The following is a 17,709-nucleotide window of genomic DNA, read 5'->3' on the forward strand; positions in this document are numbered from 1 at the left end:
TTATTTATTCCTTTCTTCCCTTCTTGGTGCGTAAATCCGATATGAGTTCCGCTCTGTCCATCCGGCAGCTAACCAAAACCTACGGCAACGGTTTCCAGGCCTTGAGTGGTATCGATCTGGATGTCGCCGAAGGTGACTTTTTCGCCTTGCTCGGCCCCAATGGCGCCGGCAAATCCACGACCATCGGCATTCTCTCGACCCTGGTGAACAAGACCAGCGGAACGGTGAATATCTTTGGTCATGACCTGGACAAGAACCCTGCGCAGCTCAAGCGCTCCATCGGCGTGGTGCCCCAGGAATTCAACTTCAACCAGTTCGAAAAAACCTTCGACATCGTCGTGACCCAGGCCGGTTACTACGGCATTCCGCCGAAAATCGCCAAGGAACGCGCCGAGCAGTACCTGACCCAACTGGGTCTGTGGGACAAGCGCGATGTGCCGTCGCGCTCCCTGTCCGGCGGCATGAAGCGCCGACTGATGATCGCCCGTGCGCTGGTTCACGAACCGCGCCTGCTGATCCTCGACGAACCGACGGCGGGGGTGGACATCGAATTGCGTCGTTCGATGTGGACCTTCCTCACCGAACTGAACAAGAAAGGCATCACCATCATCCTCACCACCCACTACCTGGAGGAGGCTGAGCAGTTGTGCCGCAACATCGGCATCATCGACCACGGCACCATTGTCGAGAACACCAGCATGAAACAGTTGCTCAGCCAACTGCATGTCGAAACCTTCCTGCTGGATATGAAGAACACCTTGCAAGTGGCACCGCAGTTGCTCGGTTACCCGGCCAAACTGATCGACAGTCATACCCTGGAAGTCCAGGTCGACAAGGCCATGGGCATTACCGCGCTGTTCACTCAATTGGCGCAGCAGAACATCGAAGTGTTGAGCCTGCGTAACAAAACCAATCGCCTCGAGGAGTTGTTCGTGTCCCTGGTGGAGAAGAATCTGTCGAAGGTGGCGGTATGAGTTCCGAGCTGCAACCCAACCTCGTTGCCCTCAATACCATCGTTTACCGTGAGGTCAAGCGCTTCACCCGAATCTGGCCGCAGACCTTGCTGCCGCCGGCCATCACCATGGTTCTGTACTTCGTGATCTTCGGTAACCTGATCGGTCGGCAGATCGGCGACATGGGTGGCTTCACTTATATGGAGTACATCGTGCCGGGGCTGATCATGATGTCGGTGATCACCAACTCCTACGGCAACGTGGTGTCGAGTTTCTTTGGCAGCAAGTTCCAGCGCTCCATCGAAGAATTGATGGTGTCGCCCGTGTCGCCGCATACGATTCTGATCGGCTACACCCTGGGTGGCGTGCTGCGTGGCTTGATGGTCGGGCTCATCGTGACCCTGCTGTCGCTGTTCTTCACCGAGTTGCAGGTGCATCACCTGGGCGTGACCGTTCTGGTGGTGGTGCTGACGGCGACGATCTTCTCGCTGCTGGGTTTCATCAACGCGGTATTTGCGCGCAATTTCGATGATATCTCGATCATCCCGACGTTCGTGCTGACGCCGCTGACGTACCTGGGCGGGGTGTTCTACTCGATCAGTTTGCTGCCCCCGTTCTGGCAGACCGTGTCACTGGCCAACCCGGTGCTGCACATGGTCAACGCCTTCCGTTACGGCATCCTCGGTGTGTCGGATATCAGGATCAGCGTGGCGATCACCTTCATGCTCATTGCGACCGTTGTGCTGTATATCGGTTGTGCGCGGTTGCTGGTGAGTGGGCGCGGGATGCGTACCTAAGGAAGACCGAGTCGCCTGCTTCGCGAGCAAGCCCGCTCCCACACTGGATCTGCTGCGAACACATTATTTGTGAACGCCCGCGAATTAATGTGGGAGCGGGCTTGCTCGCGAAGGCGTCAGCACAAACACCACAAAAAGAAACGGCCTCCCAAGCGGAGGCCGTTTTACATTCTCACATTCGACTTTTCTTACGCCGCTTCCACTGCCGACTCACCCACCAGCGCCAATACATCATCACCAGGCAATAGGCGAGGGCACCCAGCACCAACCCCGTGACCACCGAGCCAAGCAAAAACGGTTGCCACAGCGTCGAAATTTCGCCGCTGATCCATTCCCACGTCAGCGCATCCGGCAGGCTGCGGGCGGGGACGTCCATCAGCCAGGCACCGGTCTGGTAAGTGCAGAAGAACACCGCCGGCATTGTGATCGGGTTGGTCAGCCAGACCAGGCTGACGGCAATTGGCATGTTGCCGCGCGCGATGATGGCCAGGAACGCCGCCACCAGCATTTGCAATGGAATCGGCAAGAACGCCGCGAACAGACCGACCGCCATCGCCCGCGCGACGGAGTGGCGATTGAGGTGCCAGAGGTTCGGGTCATGCAGCAGGGTGCCGAGAAAGCGTAAGGATTTGTGTTCCCTGATGCTGGTCGGGTCTGGCATGTAACGTTTGAATAAGCGCCGGGGCATAAGGCTTCTCGGTCGGTTCAGGCGGCAAGTATGTCTGGATTCTACGAACCGCCCATTCAGACTTTGTGACAATTGATAACGACGGACGTGCGGCGAACCGGCTAAGCCTAGGGCGGGGACTCTCAAGGACGGGCATATGCGCACAGGGATGATGGCGCTGGCGTTGGGTTTGCTGGCCCTGCGTTTTTTACCGGTATTACCGCCGGCAGGGTTGTGGCTGTTGTTGCCGGTAGTGGGTTTGATGTTGTTGCCGTTTCGAACTTTTCCCTTGGCATTTTTTCTGTTCGGTTTCAGTTGGGCGGGTGCGAATGCACAGTGGGCGCTGAATGATCGCCTGGCGCTGAATCTCGATGGCGAGACTCGCTGGGTCGAAGGTCGTGTGACCGGGTTACCGCAGCAGGCCGAGGGCGTAGTGCGTTTCGAACTGACGGACAGTCAATCACGTCGCACCAGACTGCCTCGGCACCTGCGCCTGGCCTGGTATGGCGGGCCGCCCGTTAATAGCGGCGAGCATTGGCGGCTGGCCGTCAAATTGAAGCGTCCTGTCGGGTTGCTCAACCCGCATGGGTTCGATTACGACGCCTGGTTACTGGCCCGGCACATCGGCGCCACCGGAACCGTCAAGGATGGCCAGCGCCTGAGGGAGGCGCAGTGGGCCTGGCGTGACGGCATCCGTCAGCGTTTGCAGGCCGTGGATGCTCAAGGACGAACGGGTGCGCTGACGGCGTTGGTGCTAGGGGATGGCGCCGGGTTGAGTCGTGAGGACTGGCAGGTGCTGCAAAACACCGGCACCGTGCATCTATTGGTGATTTCCGGGCAGCACATCGGTTTGCTGGCGGGCGTGGTGTATCTGCTGATTGCCGGGTTGGCGCGTTATGGCTTATGGCCCAAGCGCTTGCCGTGGCTGCCATGGGCGTGTGGAATGGCGTTCGCGGCGGCGCTCGGTTATGGGCTGCTGGCCGGCTTCGAGGTGCCTGTGCGGCGGGCCTGCCTGATGATCGGTCTGGTGCTGTTGTGGCGACTACGGTTTCGTCACCTTGGCGCATGGTGGCCGCTGTTGCTGGCGTTTGACGGTGTTTTGCTGCTGGACCCGCTGGCGAGCCTGCAACCGGGTTTCTGGTTGTCCTTTGCGGCGGTGGCGGTGCTGATTTTCACCTTTGGCGGGCGATTGGGGCCGTGGCGCTGGTGGCAAACCTGGACTCGCGCTCAATGGCTGATCGCGATCGGTCTCTGCCCGCTGCTGTTGGCGCTGGGGTTGCCGATCAGTCTCAGCGGGCCGCTGGCCAATTTGCTGGCGGTGCCCTGGGTCAGTCTGGTGGTCCTGCCGCCGGCCTTGCTTGGGACGATGTTGTTGCCTGTTCCTTATGTGAGCGAAGGATTGCTGTGGTTGGCCGGTGGTCTGATCGATCTTTTGTTCAAGGGGTTGGCGTTGATGGCCGGGCAATTGTCTGCGTGGGTACCGGTGGCGGTCCCGTTGTGGATATGGGCGCTCGGTATGTTGGGAGCCTTTCTGCTGTTATTGCCACGAGGCGTGCCGTTGCGCCCGTTGGGCTGGCCGATGTTGCTGTTACTGGTTTTTGCGCCCCGGCACACATTGCCTGAAGGCATGGCCGAGGTCTGGCAGCTGGATGTCGGTCAGGGTTTGGCAATCCTGGTGCGTACTCGCCATCACACCTTGCTGTATGACGCCGGGCCACGGTTCGGCGATATCGACCTGGGTGAGCGAGTGGTGCTGCCGTCATTGCGCAAACTGGGGGTGAATGGGCTTGATCTGATGCTGATCAGCCATGCCGATGCCGATCACGCCGGCGGTGCGCGAGCAATTGCCAATGGAATACCGGTGAAGCAAATACTGAGTGGCGATCATCTGGCCCTGCCAGACGAACTGCACGCCGAGGGCTGCGAGAGCGGTCAGCAATGGGCCTGGGACGGCGTGAAGTTTCAACTCTGGCAGTGGTCGTCTGCCAGCGACAGTAATCAGAAATCCTGCGTGTTGCAGATCGAGGCCAACGGCGAGCGGTTGCTGCTGACCGGTGACATCGATGCCGCAGCCGAGCGGGCGCTGCTCGACGGTCCATTGGCGGTGCCGACAGATTGGTTGCAGGCTCCGCACCATGGCAGTCGCAGTTCTTCTTCGGTGGCATTGCTCAGCGCCTTGCAACCCAAAGCGGTATTGATCTCCCGTGGTAACGGCAATTCTTTCGGTCATCCTCATCCCACGGTCGTGGCGCGGTATCAAAAACGTGGTGTGGCGATCTACGACAGCGCCGAGCAAGGTGCCATTCGTCTGCAACTGGGACGCTTCAAGCCGCCGTGGACGATGCTTCAAGAACGGCGCTTCTGGCGCGGTCCGCCACCATCCAGCCAGTAACCCGAACTATCGAAGCCCGACCGGATGCGACATCGCGGTCTTCGGTGCGTCCACCCCCTATGTTAGAGTGGCGCACTTTTCGAGGGGACTGTCACTGTGTGGGAATTGGTCAAATCCGGCGGCTGGATGATGCTGCCGATCATTCTGAGTTCCATCGCCGCCATGGCGATCGTCGCCGAGCGTCTCTGGACCCTGCGTGCCAGCCGCGTGACTCCGGAGCACTTGCTCGGGCAGGTCTGGGTCTGGATCAAGGACAAACAGCTCAATAAAGAAAAACTCAAGGAACTGCGCGCCAACTCTCCGTTGGGCGAGATCCTGGCCGCCGGTCTGGCGAACTCCAGGCATGGTCGCGAGATCATGAAAGAGTGCATCGAAGAGGCCGCTGCGCGGGTGATTCATGAACTCGAACGCTACATCAACGCCCTCGGCACCATCGCCGCCATGGCCCCGTTGTTGGGGTTGCTGGGTACGGTGCTGGGCATGATCGATATTTTCAGTGCGTTCATGGGCACGGGCATGGGCACCAACGCCTCAGTGCTGGCCGGTGGTATTTCCAAAGCGCTGATCACCACCGCCGCAGGCCTGATGGTCGGCATTCCGGCCGTGTTCTTCCACCGTTTCCTGCAACGCCGCATCGATGAGCTGGTGGTGGGCATGGAGCAGGAAGCGATCAAGCTGGTCGAGGTAGTGCAGGGTGACCGCGACGTGGATCTGGCTGAGGGCAAAGCGTGAAATTCCGTCGTAAACCACGGGAAACGATAGACATCAACCTCGCGTCGTTGATCGACGTGGTGTTTATCCTGCTGCTGTTTTTCGTTGTGACCACCACCTTCACCCGTGAAACCCAGTTGCGCGTCGACTTGCCGGAAGCGGTCAGCGGTTCCCCGGCCGAGGACCAGCAGGCCAAGCAACTGGACATCGCCATCAGCGCCGAAGGTGTGTTCTCCGTAAACAACCAGTTGTTACCGAAGAACGACCTGACCAGCCTGATGGAAGCGCTGCAGAAAGAATCCAATGGCGATACCAACCTGCCGCTGTCCATCAGCGCTGATGGCAAGACGCCTCATCAGTCCGTCATCACCGCGATGGACGCTGCTGGCAAGCTCGGTTTCAGTCACTTGCGCATGACCACAGTCGAGGCGGCGCCGGCGTCCTGATGGCCATGTCCGATCGATTGCTCGCTGCGTGGTACGAAGGCCATCCGGCGTTGAAGCTGTTGCAGCCTCTGGAATGGCTGTATCGGCGCGTGGTTACCGGCAAGCGCAAGCGCTTTTTGGCGGGCGAGGGCGAGATCTATCAGCCGCCGGTGCCGCTGATCGTGGTCGGCAACATCACAGTGGGCGGTACCGGCAAGACGCCGCTGATTCTGTGGATGATCGAGCATTGCCAGCGCAGCGGGCTGCGAGTCGGCGTGGTCAGCCGTGGTTACGGTGCCAAACCTGCGCAATTGCCGTGGCGGGTCAAGGCGGATCAAGGCGCGGACGTGGCGGGCGATGAACCGTTGTTGATCGTCCAGCGCACCGGCGTGCCGCTGATGATCGACCCGGACCGCAGCCGCGCGGTCAAAGCCTTGCTGGCGAGCGAGCCGCTGGACCTGATCCTCTCCGACGACGGCATGCAGCATTACCGGCTGGCCCGGCACCTGGAACTGGTGCTGATCGATGCCGCCCGGGGTCTGGGCAACCAGCGTTGCCTGCCAGCCGGGCCGTTGCGCGAACCGATCGAGCGCCTGCAAAGCGTCGATGCAGTGCTTTATAACGGCGCCGCGGCCGACCGCATCGACGGTTTTGCCTTTCAGCTGCAACCCACCGCGCTGGTCAATCTGCAAAGCGGCGAACGCCGGCCTCTCGACCACTTTTCCGCAGGCCAGGCCATTCACGCCGTGGCCGGGATCGGCAATCCCCAGCGTTTCTTCACGACCCTCGAAACGCTACACTGGCGGCCAGTGCCGCATGCATTTGCCGACCACGCCGAGTACAGCGTGCAGGCCTTGAATTTCACACCGTCATTGCCCGTGGTGATGACGGAAAAAGACGCGGTGAAGTGCCGTGCCTTCGCCGCCGCCGATTGGTGGTACCTGGCGGTCGATGCTGCGCCATCGCCGGCCTTCGTGGCCTGGTTCGACACGCAGCTGATACGCCTGTTGCCGGCTCGTCTTTTGCCTTAACTCCGTTTCTATCCAGGGAATGTTCATGGACACCAAATTGCTCGATATCCTCGCTTGCCCGATCTGCAAAGGTCCGCTCAAGCTCAGCGCCGACAAAACCGAGCTGATCAGCAAGGGCGCTGGCCTCGCATACCCGATTCGCGACGGCATCCCGGTGATGCTCGAAAGTGAAGCGCGCACCCTGACCACCGACGAGCGTCTGGATAAATGACCACAGCCTTTACCGTTGTCATTCCATCGCGCTATGCCTCCACCCGTCTGCCGGGCAAACCTCTGCTGCTGATCGCCGGCAAGCCGATGATCCAGCATGTCTGGGAGCAGGCGAGCAAAAGCAGTGCCCAGCGCGTGGTCGTTGCCACTGACGATGCGCGCATTGTCGAGGCCTGCAAAGGCTTTGGTGCCGAAGTGGTGCTGACGCGCGAAGACCACAATTCCGGCACTGACCGTCTGGCCGAAGTCGCGGCGAAACTGGGTCTGGCCCCGGACGCCATCGTGGTCAACGTTCAGGGCGACGAGCCGTTGATTCCGCCGAGCGTGATCGATCAGGTCGCCGCCAACCTGGCCGCCCACACCGAAGCACGCATGGCCACCCTGGCCGAGCCGATCGAAGACGTGGAAACCCTGTTCAACCCCAACGTGGTCAAGGTGGTCAGCGACCTCAATGGCCTGGCGCTGACGTTCAGTCGTGCCACCTTGCCGTGGGCTCGCGACGCGTTTGCCAAAAACCGCGAGCAGTTGCCGGAAGGTGTGCCGTATCGCCGCCACATCGGCATTTATGCCTATCGCGCCGGCTTCCTGCATGACTTCGTCACCTGGGGCCCGTGCTGGCTGGAAAATACCGAGTCTCTGGAGCAACTTCGGGCGCTCTGGCACGGCGTGCGGATTCACGTCGCCGATGCGCTGATCGCGCCACCTACCGGCGTCGATACCATTGAAGACCTCGAGCGCGTTCGTCGCTTGCTGGAGGCCTGATGCGGGTTCTGTTCGTCTGCCTGGGCAACATCTGCCGTTCCCCCACGGCCGAAGGCGTGTTGCGGCACAAACTGCGTGAGGCCGGGCTGGCCGATCAAGTCGAAGTGGCTTCTGCCGGCACCGGTGACTGGCACGTCGGCAAGCCCCCGGACAAGCGCAGCCAGGCCGCGGCGAAACTGCGCGGCTACGACCTGTCCGCCCAGCGCGCTCAGCAGGTCAGCCGCGCCGATTTCGCCACCTACGACCTGATTCTGGCGATGGACAACAGCAACCTGCGCCACCTCAAGGCTCTGCAACCAGCCAAGGGCAAGGCCGAGTTGGACCTGTTCCTGCGTCGCTTCCAGTCGGAAATCGATGAAGTGCCGGATCCTTATCACGACAGCGACCAGGGTTTCGAACAGGTCCTGGACCTGATCGAGCGCGCCAGCGATCTGCTGGTGATCGAATTGAAGGGCCGGTTATGAGTTTGCAGATACAAGCTCAGGTATCGCTCAAGCCGTTCAACAGCTTTGGCGTGGATGTTCAGGCCCGGCTGTTTGCCGAAGCCCATAGCGATGCCGACGTGCGCGAAGCCCTGGCCTATGGGGTGGAACATAATGTGCCCGTGCTGGTGATCGGCGGCGGCAGCAATTTGCTGCTGACCGCTGATGTCCAGGCACTGGTGCTGCGCATGGCCACGCGGGGGATTCGTGTACTGAGCGATGATGGCAACCAGGTGGTGATCGAGGCCGAGGCGGGCGAGCCGTGGCATCCGTTTGTGCAACACACCTTGGCGCAAGGGTTGTCGGGGCTGGAAAATCTCAGCCTGATTCCCGGCACTGTGGGCGCGGCACCGATGCAGAACATCGGCGCTTATGGCGTCGAGATAAAAGACGTGTTTGCCGGCCTGACGGCCCTCGATCGCCAGACCGGTGAGCTGCGGGACTTCACGCTGACCGAGTGCAACTTCGCCTACCGTGACAGCCTGTTCAAACAGGAGCCGGGGCGCTGGTTGATCCTGCGGGTGCGTTTCACCCTCAATCGCACCGCGCACCTGCACCTGGAATACGGGCCGGTTCGCCAGCGCCTGACATTGCTGGGCATCGATCACCCGACGCCTACCGATGTCAGTCAGGCCATTTGCAGCATTCGCAACGAAAAACTCCCGGACCCTGCGGTGCTCGGCAATGCCGGCAGTTTCTTCAAGAACCCCTTGGTGCCGGCGACATTGGTAGCGCAACTCAAGGAGCAATACCCGGAGCTGGTGGCCTACGCGCAACCTGACGGGCAAATGAAACTGGCGGCGGGCTGGCTGATCGAACGGGCCGGCTGGAAAGGCTTTCGCGACGGTGATGCCGGTGTGCATAAATTACAGGCGCTGGTGCTGGTCAACTACGGCACCGCAACGGGCCTGCAATTGCTGAACCTGGCGCAACGCATTCAAAAAGACATTTCAGAACGTTTCCACGTCGACCTGGAAATGGAGCCCAATCGGTATTGAGGCTACGCTTTCACGGCTGATTCCAAAGCCCTGCACATCTTCAAATGTGCAGGGCTTTTTTGTTAATGCTGGGTTAACTTAGCTGCCTAACGATGCAAGCATTTGCTCCACCAAAGGCCCGGTGCAGACGTCGCCGTCCGCATAAGAGAGCCTATTAGCCTGAGTCGATCTGCGTGAAGGAACCCACGCGGCAGATTGCTCGACCCCATAACCTCTATAACTATGCGGGCGTGCCCATGATTACCCTGAAACTCAATGGTCAAGATCATCAACTCGATGTCACCGAGGACATGCCGCTGCTCTGGGCGATCCGTGACGTGGCCGGTTACAACGGCACCAAATTTGGCTGCGGCATGGGCCTGTGTGGCGCCTGCACCATTCATATCGACGGCGCGCCTGCGCGCAGTTGCATCACGCCGATCGGCTCGGTAATCGGCCAGAATGTCACCACCATCGATAACCTGCACGCCGACCCGGTTGGCAAAGTCGTCCAGCAAGCCTGGCTCGACAGCGCGGTGGCTCAGTGCGGTTACTGCCAGGGCGGGCAGATCATGTCGGCCACGGCATTGCTGAAAACCAATCCGAACCCCAGCGACGAGCAGATTGAAGAGGCGATGGTCGGTAACATTTGCCGTTGTGGCACCTACAACCGGATCAAGACCGCCATCCGCCAGGCATCCACCCACCTGAAGGAGGCCAAGGCATGAGCCAGCTACCGAATGATTTTGCGCTGAGCAATCTGAGCAACCTCAGCCGCCGTGGTTTCCTCAAAGGCGTGGGCGCCACCAGTGCGCTGGTTCTGGCGGCAAGCTGGGGCTGGCAGGATGCGCTTGCCGCCGAGAAAGACAAGAAGTTCGGCGCTGACGGCATGCCCAATGGCTGGATCGATGATCCTAAGGTTTACGTCAGCATCGCCGCCGATGGCAGCGTGACCGTGGTCTGCAACCGCTCGGAAATGGGCCAGGGCGTGCGCACCAGCCTGACCATGGTGGTGGCCGATGAGCTGGACGCCGACTGGGCGCTGGTCAAAGTGCAACAGGCACCGGGCGACGAAGTGCGTTTCGGCAACCAGGACACCGACGGTTCGCGCAGCATGCGTCACTGGTACGAGCCGATGCGCCGTTGCGGTGCTGCCGCGCGGACCATGCTTGAGCAAGCCGCCGCGGCGCAGTGGAAAGTGCCGGTCAGCGAGTGCCGTGCGCAACTGCATAAAGTCATTCACCAACCGACCGGTCGTGAACTGGGCTACGGCGCGTTGGCCGCTGCTGCCGGTGCACTGGCGGTGCCGGCCCGCGACAGCCTGCGGCTTAAGCAGCCATCGGAATTTCGTTATATAGGCAAGGAAGGCACCAAGGCCATCGACGGTGCGGACATCGTCAATGGTCGTGCGGTCTACGGCGCCGATGTGCATTTCGAGGGCATGCTCTTCGCTACCATCGCGCGTCCAACGGTGTATGGCGGCAAGGTCAAATCCTTCGATGCCAGCGCCGCGATGAAAGTCCCGGGCGTGATCAAGGTTCTGCAAGTCGAAAGCCGTCCATTGCCGTCCGAGTTTCAGCCTCTGGGCGGCGTGGCCGTGGTGGCCAGCAATACCTGGGCGGCGATCAAGGGCCGCGAGGCGCTGAAAATCGAATGGGACGACGGCCCCAACGCCAGTTACGACTCGATCGCCTACCGCAAGGAGCTCGAAGCCGCGTCCCTAAAACCCGGCAAAGTGGTGCGCAATACCGGCAGCATCGACCAGGCCATGAGCGGCGCCGACAGCACTCTCGAAGCCTCTTACTACCTGCCCCACCTGGCGCAATCGCCAATGGAGCCGATGGTCGCCATCGCCCGTTTCAAGGATGGCGTGTGCGAAGCCTGGGCCCCAAGCCAGGCTCCGCAAGTCAGCCGCGAACGGATTGGCGAGCGCCTCGGCATTCCATTCGATAACGTCACGCTCAACGTCACCTTGCTCGGCGGCGGTTTCGGTCGCAAATCCAAGCCGGACTTCATCATCGAAGCGGCGATCCTGGCCAAGGAATTCCCGGGTAAAGCCGTACGGGTGCAATGGACCCGTGAAGACGACATCCACAATTCCTATTTCCACACCGTGTCGGCCGAGTACCTGAAGGCCAGCCTGAACAAGGACGGCCTGCCATCCGGCTGGCTGCACCGCACGGTGGCGCCGAGCATCACCGCGCTGTTCGCGCCGGGCATGAACCATGAAGCGGCTTTCGAGCTGGGCATGGGCTTTACCAACATGGCTTACGCGATCCCCAACGTGCGCCTGGAAAACCCTGAAGCGACGGTCCATACACGGGTCGGCTGGTATCGCTCGGTGTCGAACATTCCCCACGGCTTTGCGATTCAGAGCTTTGTCGATGAACTTGCCCACAAGGCTGGCCAGGATCCGCTCAAGTACCAGATCAAACTGCTCGGCCCGGATCGTCAGATCGATCCGCGCACCTTGAGTGAAGAGTGGAACTACGGTGAATCCCCCGAGCGTTACCCGATCGATACCGCACGGATGCGCACCGTGCTGGAAACCGCCGCCAAAGCGGCCGGTTGGGGGCGTGAGTTGCCCAAGGGTCGAGGCTTGGGCCTGGCGGTGCACTATAGTTTTGTCACTTATGTGGCGGCGGTGATCGAGGTGGAAGTCAAAGACGATGGCACGCTGATCGTACACAAGGCCGACATCGCCGTGGATTGCGGCCCGCAGATCAACCCCGAACGGATTCGCTCGCAGTTCGAAGGCGCCTGCGTCATGGGCCTGGGCAACGCGGTGCTGGGGGAAATCAGTTTCAAGGACGGCAAGGTTCAGCAGGACAATTTCCACATGTACGAGGTGGCGCGCATGTCTCTGGCACCGAAAGAAGTCTCCGTGCACCTGGTTACGCCACCGGGCGATGTGCCGTTGGGCGGAGTCGGTGAGCCGGGCGTGCCGCCGATTGCGCCAGCGCTGTGCAACGCGATCTTCGCCGCCACCGGCAAGCGCATCCGTAACCTGCCGGTGCGTTATCAGCTGCAAGGCTGGCAGAAGGCGCAAGCCTGATGGACAGCGTCGATCTGAACGTCCTGCGCAGCGTGCTGCAATGGCGCCTCGCCGGTCAGCGGGTGATGTTGTACAGCGTGGTCCAGACCTGGGGCACCGCGCCCCGGGCACCTGGCGCCATGCTGGCCTTGCGTGAAGACGGCGTGGTGATTGGCTCGGTGTCCGGTGGCTGCGTCGAGGATGACCTGATTGCCCGGCTGCACGATGGCCGTATCCCGGCCGAAGGGCCACCGGTGCAGTTGATTACCTATGGCGTCACCCGTGAGGAGGCCGCACGGTTTGGTTTGCCGTGCGGCGGCACGTTGCGCCTGACCGAGGAACGCGTCGGCGATCCGGCGTGGGTCGCCGAATTGCTGACGCGCTGCGAAGCGCATGAAATCGTTGCGCGTGAGCTGAATCTGGCGACCGGTGAAGTGGTTTTGCAGCCAGCGAGCAAGACCGATGCGCTGGTGTTTGACGGGCAGACCTTACGCGCCATTTATGGTCCGCGCTGGCGGTTGTTGCTGATCGGCGCCGGCCAACTGTCGCGCTACGTCGCCGAGATGGCGCGGCTGCTGGATTTCGAAGTGCTGATCTGCGATCCGCGCACCGAGTTCGTCTACGGCTGGGAAGAGCAACACGGTCGCTTCGTCCCGGGCATGCCCGATGAAGCGGTGCTGACCATCCAGACCGACGAGCGCACGGCCATTGTCGCGCTGACTCACGATCCACGCCTGGATGACATGGCGCTGCTCACGGCCCTGGACTCCAAGGCGTTTTATGTCGGTGCGCTGGGTTCGCGGGTCAACAGCCAGAAGCGCCGGGACAACCTGGCTCAGCTAGGCTTGTCACAACAGGCCATCGAGCGCTTGCACGGCCCGATCGGTTTGCACATCGGCAGCCATACACCGGCGGAAATCGCCTTGTCGCTGCTGGCCGAAATTGTGGCGATCAAGAACGGCGTCGAACTGAAACAGAAGAAGCCGTTGCAGGAGGGCGTATGAGCGACCCCATCGGCGTTATCGTAGTGGCCGCGGGGCAGGGCAGTCGGTTTCGACAAGTAGCGGGTGACGATAAGGACAAGTTGCTGGTGGACTGCACAGGTCGTGACGGCGTCACTGTGCATTCGATGATCGAGCAGGTGCTGGTGAATCTGCCGGCCACGCTTGAGAAGCGCGTGCTGGTGACCACGGCGGATCGCCCGCAAGTGATTCGCATGGCCCAGGCTTATGGTTGCGAGATTGTGCGGATTGAGTCGACCGGCCTGGGCGACAGCATTGCGGCGGGTGTGGCGGCGTGCTCGCAACTCGGTGGCTGGCTGATCGTCCTGGGGGATATGCCGTTTATCCTGCCGTCGAGCATTGAACAGGTTGTTGCGAATATCGCCGAGGATGCCATCAGCGTGCCGGTGTATGAGAGGCAATATGGGCATCCGGTGGGGTTTGGGCGAAGCTTTGGTCCAGGGTTGATGGCGTTGACCGGTGATCACGGCGCCAAGTCGCTGTTCGCGCAAGCGAGGGTGGTCGAAGTGGCGGTAGAGGATCCCGGGGTGTTGTGGGATGTGGATGTGCCTGATGCATTAGTATTTGCCTGACACACCGCCATCGCGGGCAAGCCACGCTCCCACAGGTTTTGTGTTGAGCATAATTTCTCCTGAACGACACAAAACCTGTGGGAGCGTGGCTTGCCCGCGATGAACGGTAACGCGGTTTTCCTGCGTTACAAAGGACATAAAAAAAGCCCCGCCTGGATCACCAGGCGGGGCTTTTTAGTGGCCGATGGAATCAGGCGAGGGGTTTAGGCTCGTGCTCTTTTTCCTGGGCTTGCTCGTGTTGCTCTACCGCTTCCTGAACGGAGCGTGGTGCTTCATCGATCACGGATTCAACCGGCTCGGCAGCGACTTCAGCGGCCGGGGCAGGGGCTGCCTCAACAACTTCAGCAACAACCGGTGCTGGCTCGGCAACAGCCGGAGCAGCAGTAGCAGCCAGTTCGGCTTCCTTCTGCAGACGCTCTTCTTCACGCTTGCGACGACGTACTTCACGCGGGTCGTTCGGCGCACGGCCACTTGGGGTCAGAGCGCTGACAGGGGCGGCTTCAACCACCGGTGCAGGCTCCTCGGCAACAACTGGCGCTTCAACAACCGCTGGAGCAGGCTCGGCAGCAGCAACCACTGGCTCGGAGACCATGGCATCAGCAACCGGGGCTTCAGCGACTGGCGCTGGAGCTTCGACCGCTACAGGTGGCTCGGCAACCCAGTTGAACGTGGTTTGCTCTTCGCGAACTTCACGTACCCGTTCAGCCGGCGCTTCAACCACAGGCTCGGTAGCAGCCACTGGTTCAGCAACGACGGCCGGCTCAGCGGCAGCTTCAACTTCAGGCTGTACTTCACGAACCGGTGCCACTTCGATTTCCGGAGCGGCAGTGACTTCTACCGGGGTGGTCGCTTCAACCACTGGTGCTTCAACCGGAGCGGTTTCCAGAGTGGCGGCAGTGGCGCGTTCAGCTTGCTCGTTGGCTTGTGCTTCAGCAGGTGCGCTGATCACGGAGCTGGCAACGGCTGCGGTAACAGCCAGGCCGGCGGCCAGATCGGCAGCGCTTGGCGCTTCGGCGTTTTCAGCCGATTCGGACTCTTCCGAACCTTCGATCACGTTGCCGTTCGCATCGCGTTGACGCTCACGACGGTTGCTGCGACGACGCTGGCCACGGGAGCGGCGGCGTGGACGATCGCCCTCGGCGCCTTCCTGACCGTCTTCCTGCAGTTGCTCTTCGCTGGTGGTCAACTCTTCTTCAGCAACGGCAGCAGCCGCTTGCTCGGTACGTGGCTGACGTTCTTCACGCGGTGGGCGTGGAGCGCGTTCTTCACGTGGCTGACGGGCTGGACGCTCTTCAGCGTTGGCAGCGGCAGCCGGAGCGGCATCCAGAGGCTCGCGCAATTCACGAACCGGACGTTCTTCACGCTCGCCACGTGGCTTGCGATCTTCACGCGGGGCGCGCGGTGCACGTTCTTCACGAGGGGCGCGTGGTGCGCGCTCTTCACGTGGAGCGCGTTCCAGGGCGACTGCTGGAGCTTCTTCACGGGCTTCGCGTGGCTCACGTGGTGCGCGTTCTTCACGCGGTGCACGTTCCTCACGAGGTTTGCGCTCTTCATCGCGGCGACCGTTACGGTTGCGGCTCTGCTGGCGGCCGTTACGGCGCTCTTCGTTGCGAGCAGGACGTTCGGTAGCTGGCTTTTCAACCACAACCGGCGCGGCAGGCTCTTCCTTGGTGGCGAACAGGCTGACCAGCGACTTCACCAGGCCTTTGAACAGGCTTGGCTCTGGGGCTACGGCAGCTGGTGCAGCCACCGGAGCAGCGGCGACTTCGGTCGGAACCGGAGCGTTGGCGCGGGCCGGAGCGGTCTTGACCGCGGCTTCCTGGCGAACCAGGGTGCGGGTCGCGGCGGCTGGCTGGACTTCTTCGACTTCGGCAGCGGCAGCGGCGATTTCGTAGCTGGACTGGTTGATGCTGGCTTCCGGGCTGTCATCACGCAGACGCTGAACTTCGAAGTGCGGCGTTTCGAGGTGATCGTTCGGCAGAATGACGATGCGGGCACGGGTGCGCAGTTCGATCTTGGTGATCGAGTTGCGTTTTTCGTTGAGCAGGAAAGCTGCAACCGGAATCGGCACTTGTGCGCGAACTTCGGCGGTGCGGTCTTTCAGGGCTTCTTCTTCGATCAGGCGCAGGATCGCCAGCGACAGCGATTCAACGTCACGGATGATACCGGTGCCGTTGCAACGCGGGCAGACGATACCGCTGCTTTCGCCCAGGGATGGACGCAGGCGCTGACGGGACATTTCCAGCAGGCCGAAGCGCGAGATGCGACCGACTTGCACGCGAGCGCGGTCGGCTTCCAGGCATTCGCGGACTTTTTCTTCCACGGCGCGCTGGTTCTTGGCAGGGGTCATGTCGATGAAGTCGATGACGATCAGGCCGCCGATGTCGCGCAGGCGCAACTGACGGGCGATTTCTTCGGCGGCTTCAAGGTTGGTCTGCAGTGCGGTTTCTTCGATGTCGCTGCCTTTGGTGGCGCGCGCCGAGTTGATGTCGATGGACACCAGGGCTTCGGTCGGATCGATAACGATGGAGCCGCCGGAAGGCAGTTCGACAACGCGCTGGAAGGCGGTTTCGATCTGGCTTTCGATCTGGAAACGGTTGAACAGCGGAACGCTGTCTTCGTACAGCTTGATTTTGCTGGCGTACTGCGGCATCACCTGACGAATGAAGGTCAGGGCTTCGTCCTGGGCTTCAACGCTGTCGATCAGCACTTCGCCGATGTCCTGGCGCAGGTAATCGCGGATGGCGCGGATGATCACGTTGCTTTCCTGGTAGATCAGGAACGGCGCGGAACGATCCAGCGAAGCTTCTTTGATGGCGGTCCAGAGTTGCAGCAGGTAATCGAGGTCCCACTGCATTTCTTCGCTGCTGCGGCCAAGGCCGGCAGTGCGAACGATCAGGCCCATGTCGGCCGGGGCAACCAGACCGTTCAGGGCTTCACGCAGTTCGTTGCGCTCTTCACCTTCGATGCGACGGGAGATACCGCCGGCACGCGGGTTGTTCGGCATCAGCACCAGGTAACGGCCGGCCAGGCTGATGAAGGTGGTCAGGGCTGCGCCCTTGTTGCCACGCTCTTCTTTTTCGACCTGAACGATGACTTCCTGGCCTTCGCTCAGGACGTCCTTGATGTTGACGCGGCCTTCAGGGGCTTTCTTGAAGTATTCGCGGGAGATTTCTTTGAGGGGCAGGAAGCCGTGGCGCTCAGAGCCGAAATCGACAAAGGCAGCCTCAAGGCTTGGTTCGATGCGAGTAATCCGGCCTTTATAGATGTTGGCCTTCTTCTGCTCGCGTGCACCGGATTCAATGTCCAGGTCGTAGAGGCGCTGGCCATCTACCAGTGCAACACGCAACTCTTCGGGTTGAGTTGCGTTAATCAGCATTCTTTTCATGTAGTACCGTCGGTTTCCGGGCTGCCGGAAACGGCGTTCGGCACACACGACTTCTCATGGTCGGTGTCAGGTGCGTCAGGAGTGGTTGGCCACTCCAGTGTCTAGCGAACCCCGGCCAATTGGGCCGGTGTCGCGACGTACGCGTCCTGCTTGCTGTGGCTACTTAAGCACTCAGTCAGGAGGAGGAATCAACCGGCGGCTGTGGACGAGATGAAGCGTCTTGATAAAGCCTATTGCTACACAGTCCAGCGGTTGTGCATCTCCACCCTACACGTATCCCTGATAA

The 17,709-nt window shown here is 61.1% G+C and carries 16 protein-coding genes; 14 read left to right on the forward strand and 2 right to left on the reverse strand.

All coding sequences use genetic code 11. From position 1 onward, the window contains the following. Positions 1–41 precede the first annotated feature (41 nt). Positions 42–974 carry an ABC transporter ATP-binding protein gene (locus tag TU81_RS14740; RefSeq protein ID WP_038982074.1) on the forward strand — a complete coding sequence of 311 codons (933 nt, stop codon included), beginning with the start codon at positions 42–44 and terminating at the stop codon, positions 972–974. After that, a complete protein-coding gene (locus TU81_RS14745) occupies positions 971–1,750 on the forward strand; it encodes an ABC transporter permease (protein WP_048395797.1) in 780 nt (259 codons plus the stop codon). The genes TU81_RS14740 and TU81_RS14745 overlap by 4 nt, the downstream gene beginning before the upstream one ends. A gap of 172 nt (positions 1,751–1,922) precedes the next feature. Here the strand turns inward: TU81_RS14745 and TU81_RS14750 are convergent, their stop codons facing one another. Further along, the gene (locus TU81_RS14750; RefSeq protein WP_038982076.1) at positions 1,923–2,438 is read right to left on the reverse strand and encodes a DUF2062 domain-containing protein; all 516 of its coding nucleotides are present in this window, start codon (positions 2,436–2,438) and stop codon (positions 1,923–1,925) included. 136 nt (positions 2,439–2,574) lie between these two features. On the opposite strand from TU81_RS14750, the gene TU81_RS14755 reads away from it, so the two are divergent. The 12 genes from TU81_RS14755 to TU81_RS14810 all read left to right on the forward strand — a co-directional run bounded on the left by TU81_RS14755 (position 2,575) and on the right by TU81_RS14810 (position 14,035). Beyond that, on the forward strand, positions 2,575–4,809 hold the full coding sequence (locus TU81_RS14755; protein ID WP_048395799.1) for a DNA internalization-related competence protein ComEC/Rec2: 2,235 nt from the start codon (positions 2,575–2,577) through the stop codon (positions 4,807–4,809). 96 nt (positions 4,810–4,905) lie between these two features. Next, the gene (locus tag TU81_RS14760; RefSeq protein WP_008067747.1) at positions 4,906–5,541 is read left to right on the forward strand and encodes a MotA/TolQ/ExbB proton channel family protein; all 636 of its coding nucleotides are present in this window, start codon (positions 4,906–4,908) and stop codon (positions 5,539–5,541) included. Then, positions 5,538–5,966, forward strand: coding sequence for an ExbD/TolR family protein (locus TU81_RS14765; RefSeq protein ID WP_007904055.1), 429 nt, complete (start codon positions 5,538–5,540; stop codon positions 5,964–5,966). Before TU81_RS14760 ends, TU81_RS14765 begins: the two co-directional genes overlap by 4 nt. Next, entirely contained in the window at positions 5,966–6,976 is a 1,011-nt protein-coding gene (gene lpxK / locus TU81_RS14770) for a tetraacyldisaccharide 4'-kinase (RefSeq protein WP_048395801.1), read from the forward strand. The genes TU81_RS14765 and lpxK overlap by 1 nt, the downstream gene beginning before the upstream one ends. A 25-nt stretch (positions 6,977–7,001) precedes the next feature. Continuing rightward, positions 7,002–7,187, forward strand: a complete 186-nt coding sequence (locus TU81_RS14775; protein ID WP_003174668.1) for a Trm112 family protein — start codon at positions 7,002–7,004, stop codon at positions 7,185–7,187. Continuing rightward, positions 7,184–7,948, forward strand: a complete 765-nt coding sequence (kdsB, locus tag TU81_RS14780; protein ID WP_048395804.1) for a 3-deoxy-manno-octulosonate cytidylyltransferase — start codon at positions 7,184–7,186, stop codon at positions 7,946–7,948. Before TU81_RS14775 ends, kdsB begins: the two co-directional genes overlap by 4 nt. After that, positions 7,948–8,412, forward strand: a complete 465-nt coding sequence (locus tag TU81_RS14785; RefSeq protein ID WP_048395806.1) for a low molecular weight protein-tyrosine-phosphatase — start codon at positions 7,948–7,950, stop codon at positions 8,410–8,412. The genes kdsB and TU81_RS14785 overlap by 1 nt, the downstream gene beginning before the upstream one ends. Then, the gene (gene murB / locus TU81_RS14790) at positions 8,409–9,428 is read left to right on the forward strand and encodes a UDP-N-acetylmuramate dehydrogenase (protein WP_048395808.1); all 1,020 of its coding nucleotides are present in this window, start codon (positions 8,409–8,411) and stop codon (positions 9,426–9,428) included. Before TU81_RS14785 ends, murB begins: the two co-directional genes overlap by 4 nt. A 236-nt stretch (positions 9,429–9,664) precedes the next feature. Further along, complete coding sequence (locus TU81_RS14795; RefSeq protein ID WP_048395810.1) at positions 9,665–10,135, forward strand: (2Fe-2S)-binding protein; 471 nt, start codon at positions 9,665–9,667, stop codon at positions 10,133–10,135. Continuing rightward, positions 10,132–12,462 (forward strand): xanthine dehydrogenase family protein molybdopterin-binding subunit, encoded by a 2,331-nt coding sequence (locus tag TU81_RS14800; RefSeq protein WP_048395812.1) that lies wholly within the window; start codon positions 10,132–10,134, stop codon positions 12,460–12,462. The genes TU81_RS14795 and TU81_RS14800 overlap by 4 nt, the downstream gene beginning before the upstream one ends. Next, positions 12,462–13,445 carry an XdhC family protein gene (locus tag TU81_RS14805; protein ID WP_038982084.1) on the forward strand — a complete coding sequence of 328 codons (984 nt, stop codon included), beginning with the start codon at positions 12,462–12,464 and terminating at the stop codon, positions 13,443–13,445. The genes TU81_RS14800 and TU81_RS14805 overlap by 1 nt, the downstream gene beginning before the upstream one ends. Continuing rightward, complete coding sequence (locus tag TU81_RS14810) at positions 13,442–14,035, forward strand: nucleotidyltransferase family protein (RefSeq protein WP_048395814.1); 594 nt, start codon at positions 13,442–13,444, stop codon at positions 14,033–14,035. Before TU81_RS14805 ends, TU81_RS14810 begins: the two co-directional genes overlap by 4 nt. A 190-nt stretch (positions 14,036–14,225) precedes the next feature. Here the strand turns inward: TU81_RS14810 and rne are convergent, their stop codons facing one another. Continuing rightward, the gene (rne, locus tag TU81_RS14815) at positions 14,226–17,423 is read right to left on the reverse strand and encodes a ribonuclease E (RefSeq protein WP_048395816.1); all 3,198 of its coding nucleotides are present in this window, start codon (positions 17,421–17,423) and stop codon (positions 14,226–14,228) included. Positions 17,424–17,709 lie beyond the last annotated feature (286 nt).

Source organism: Pseudomonas lini, from assembly GCF_001042905.1.
Classification (GTDB): Bacteria; Pseudomonadota; Gammaproteobacteria; order Pseudomonadales; family Pseudomonadaceae; genus Aquipseudomonas; species Aquipseudomonas lini.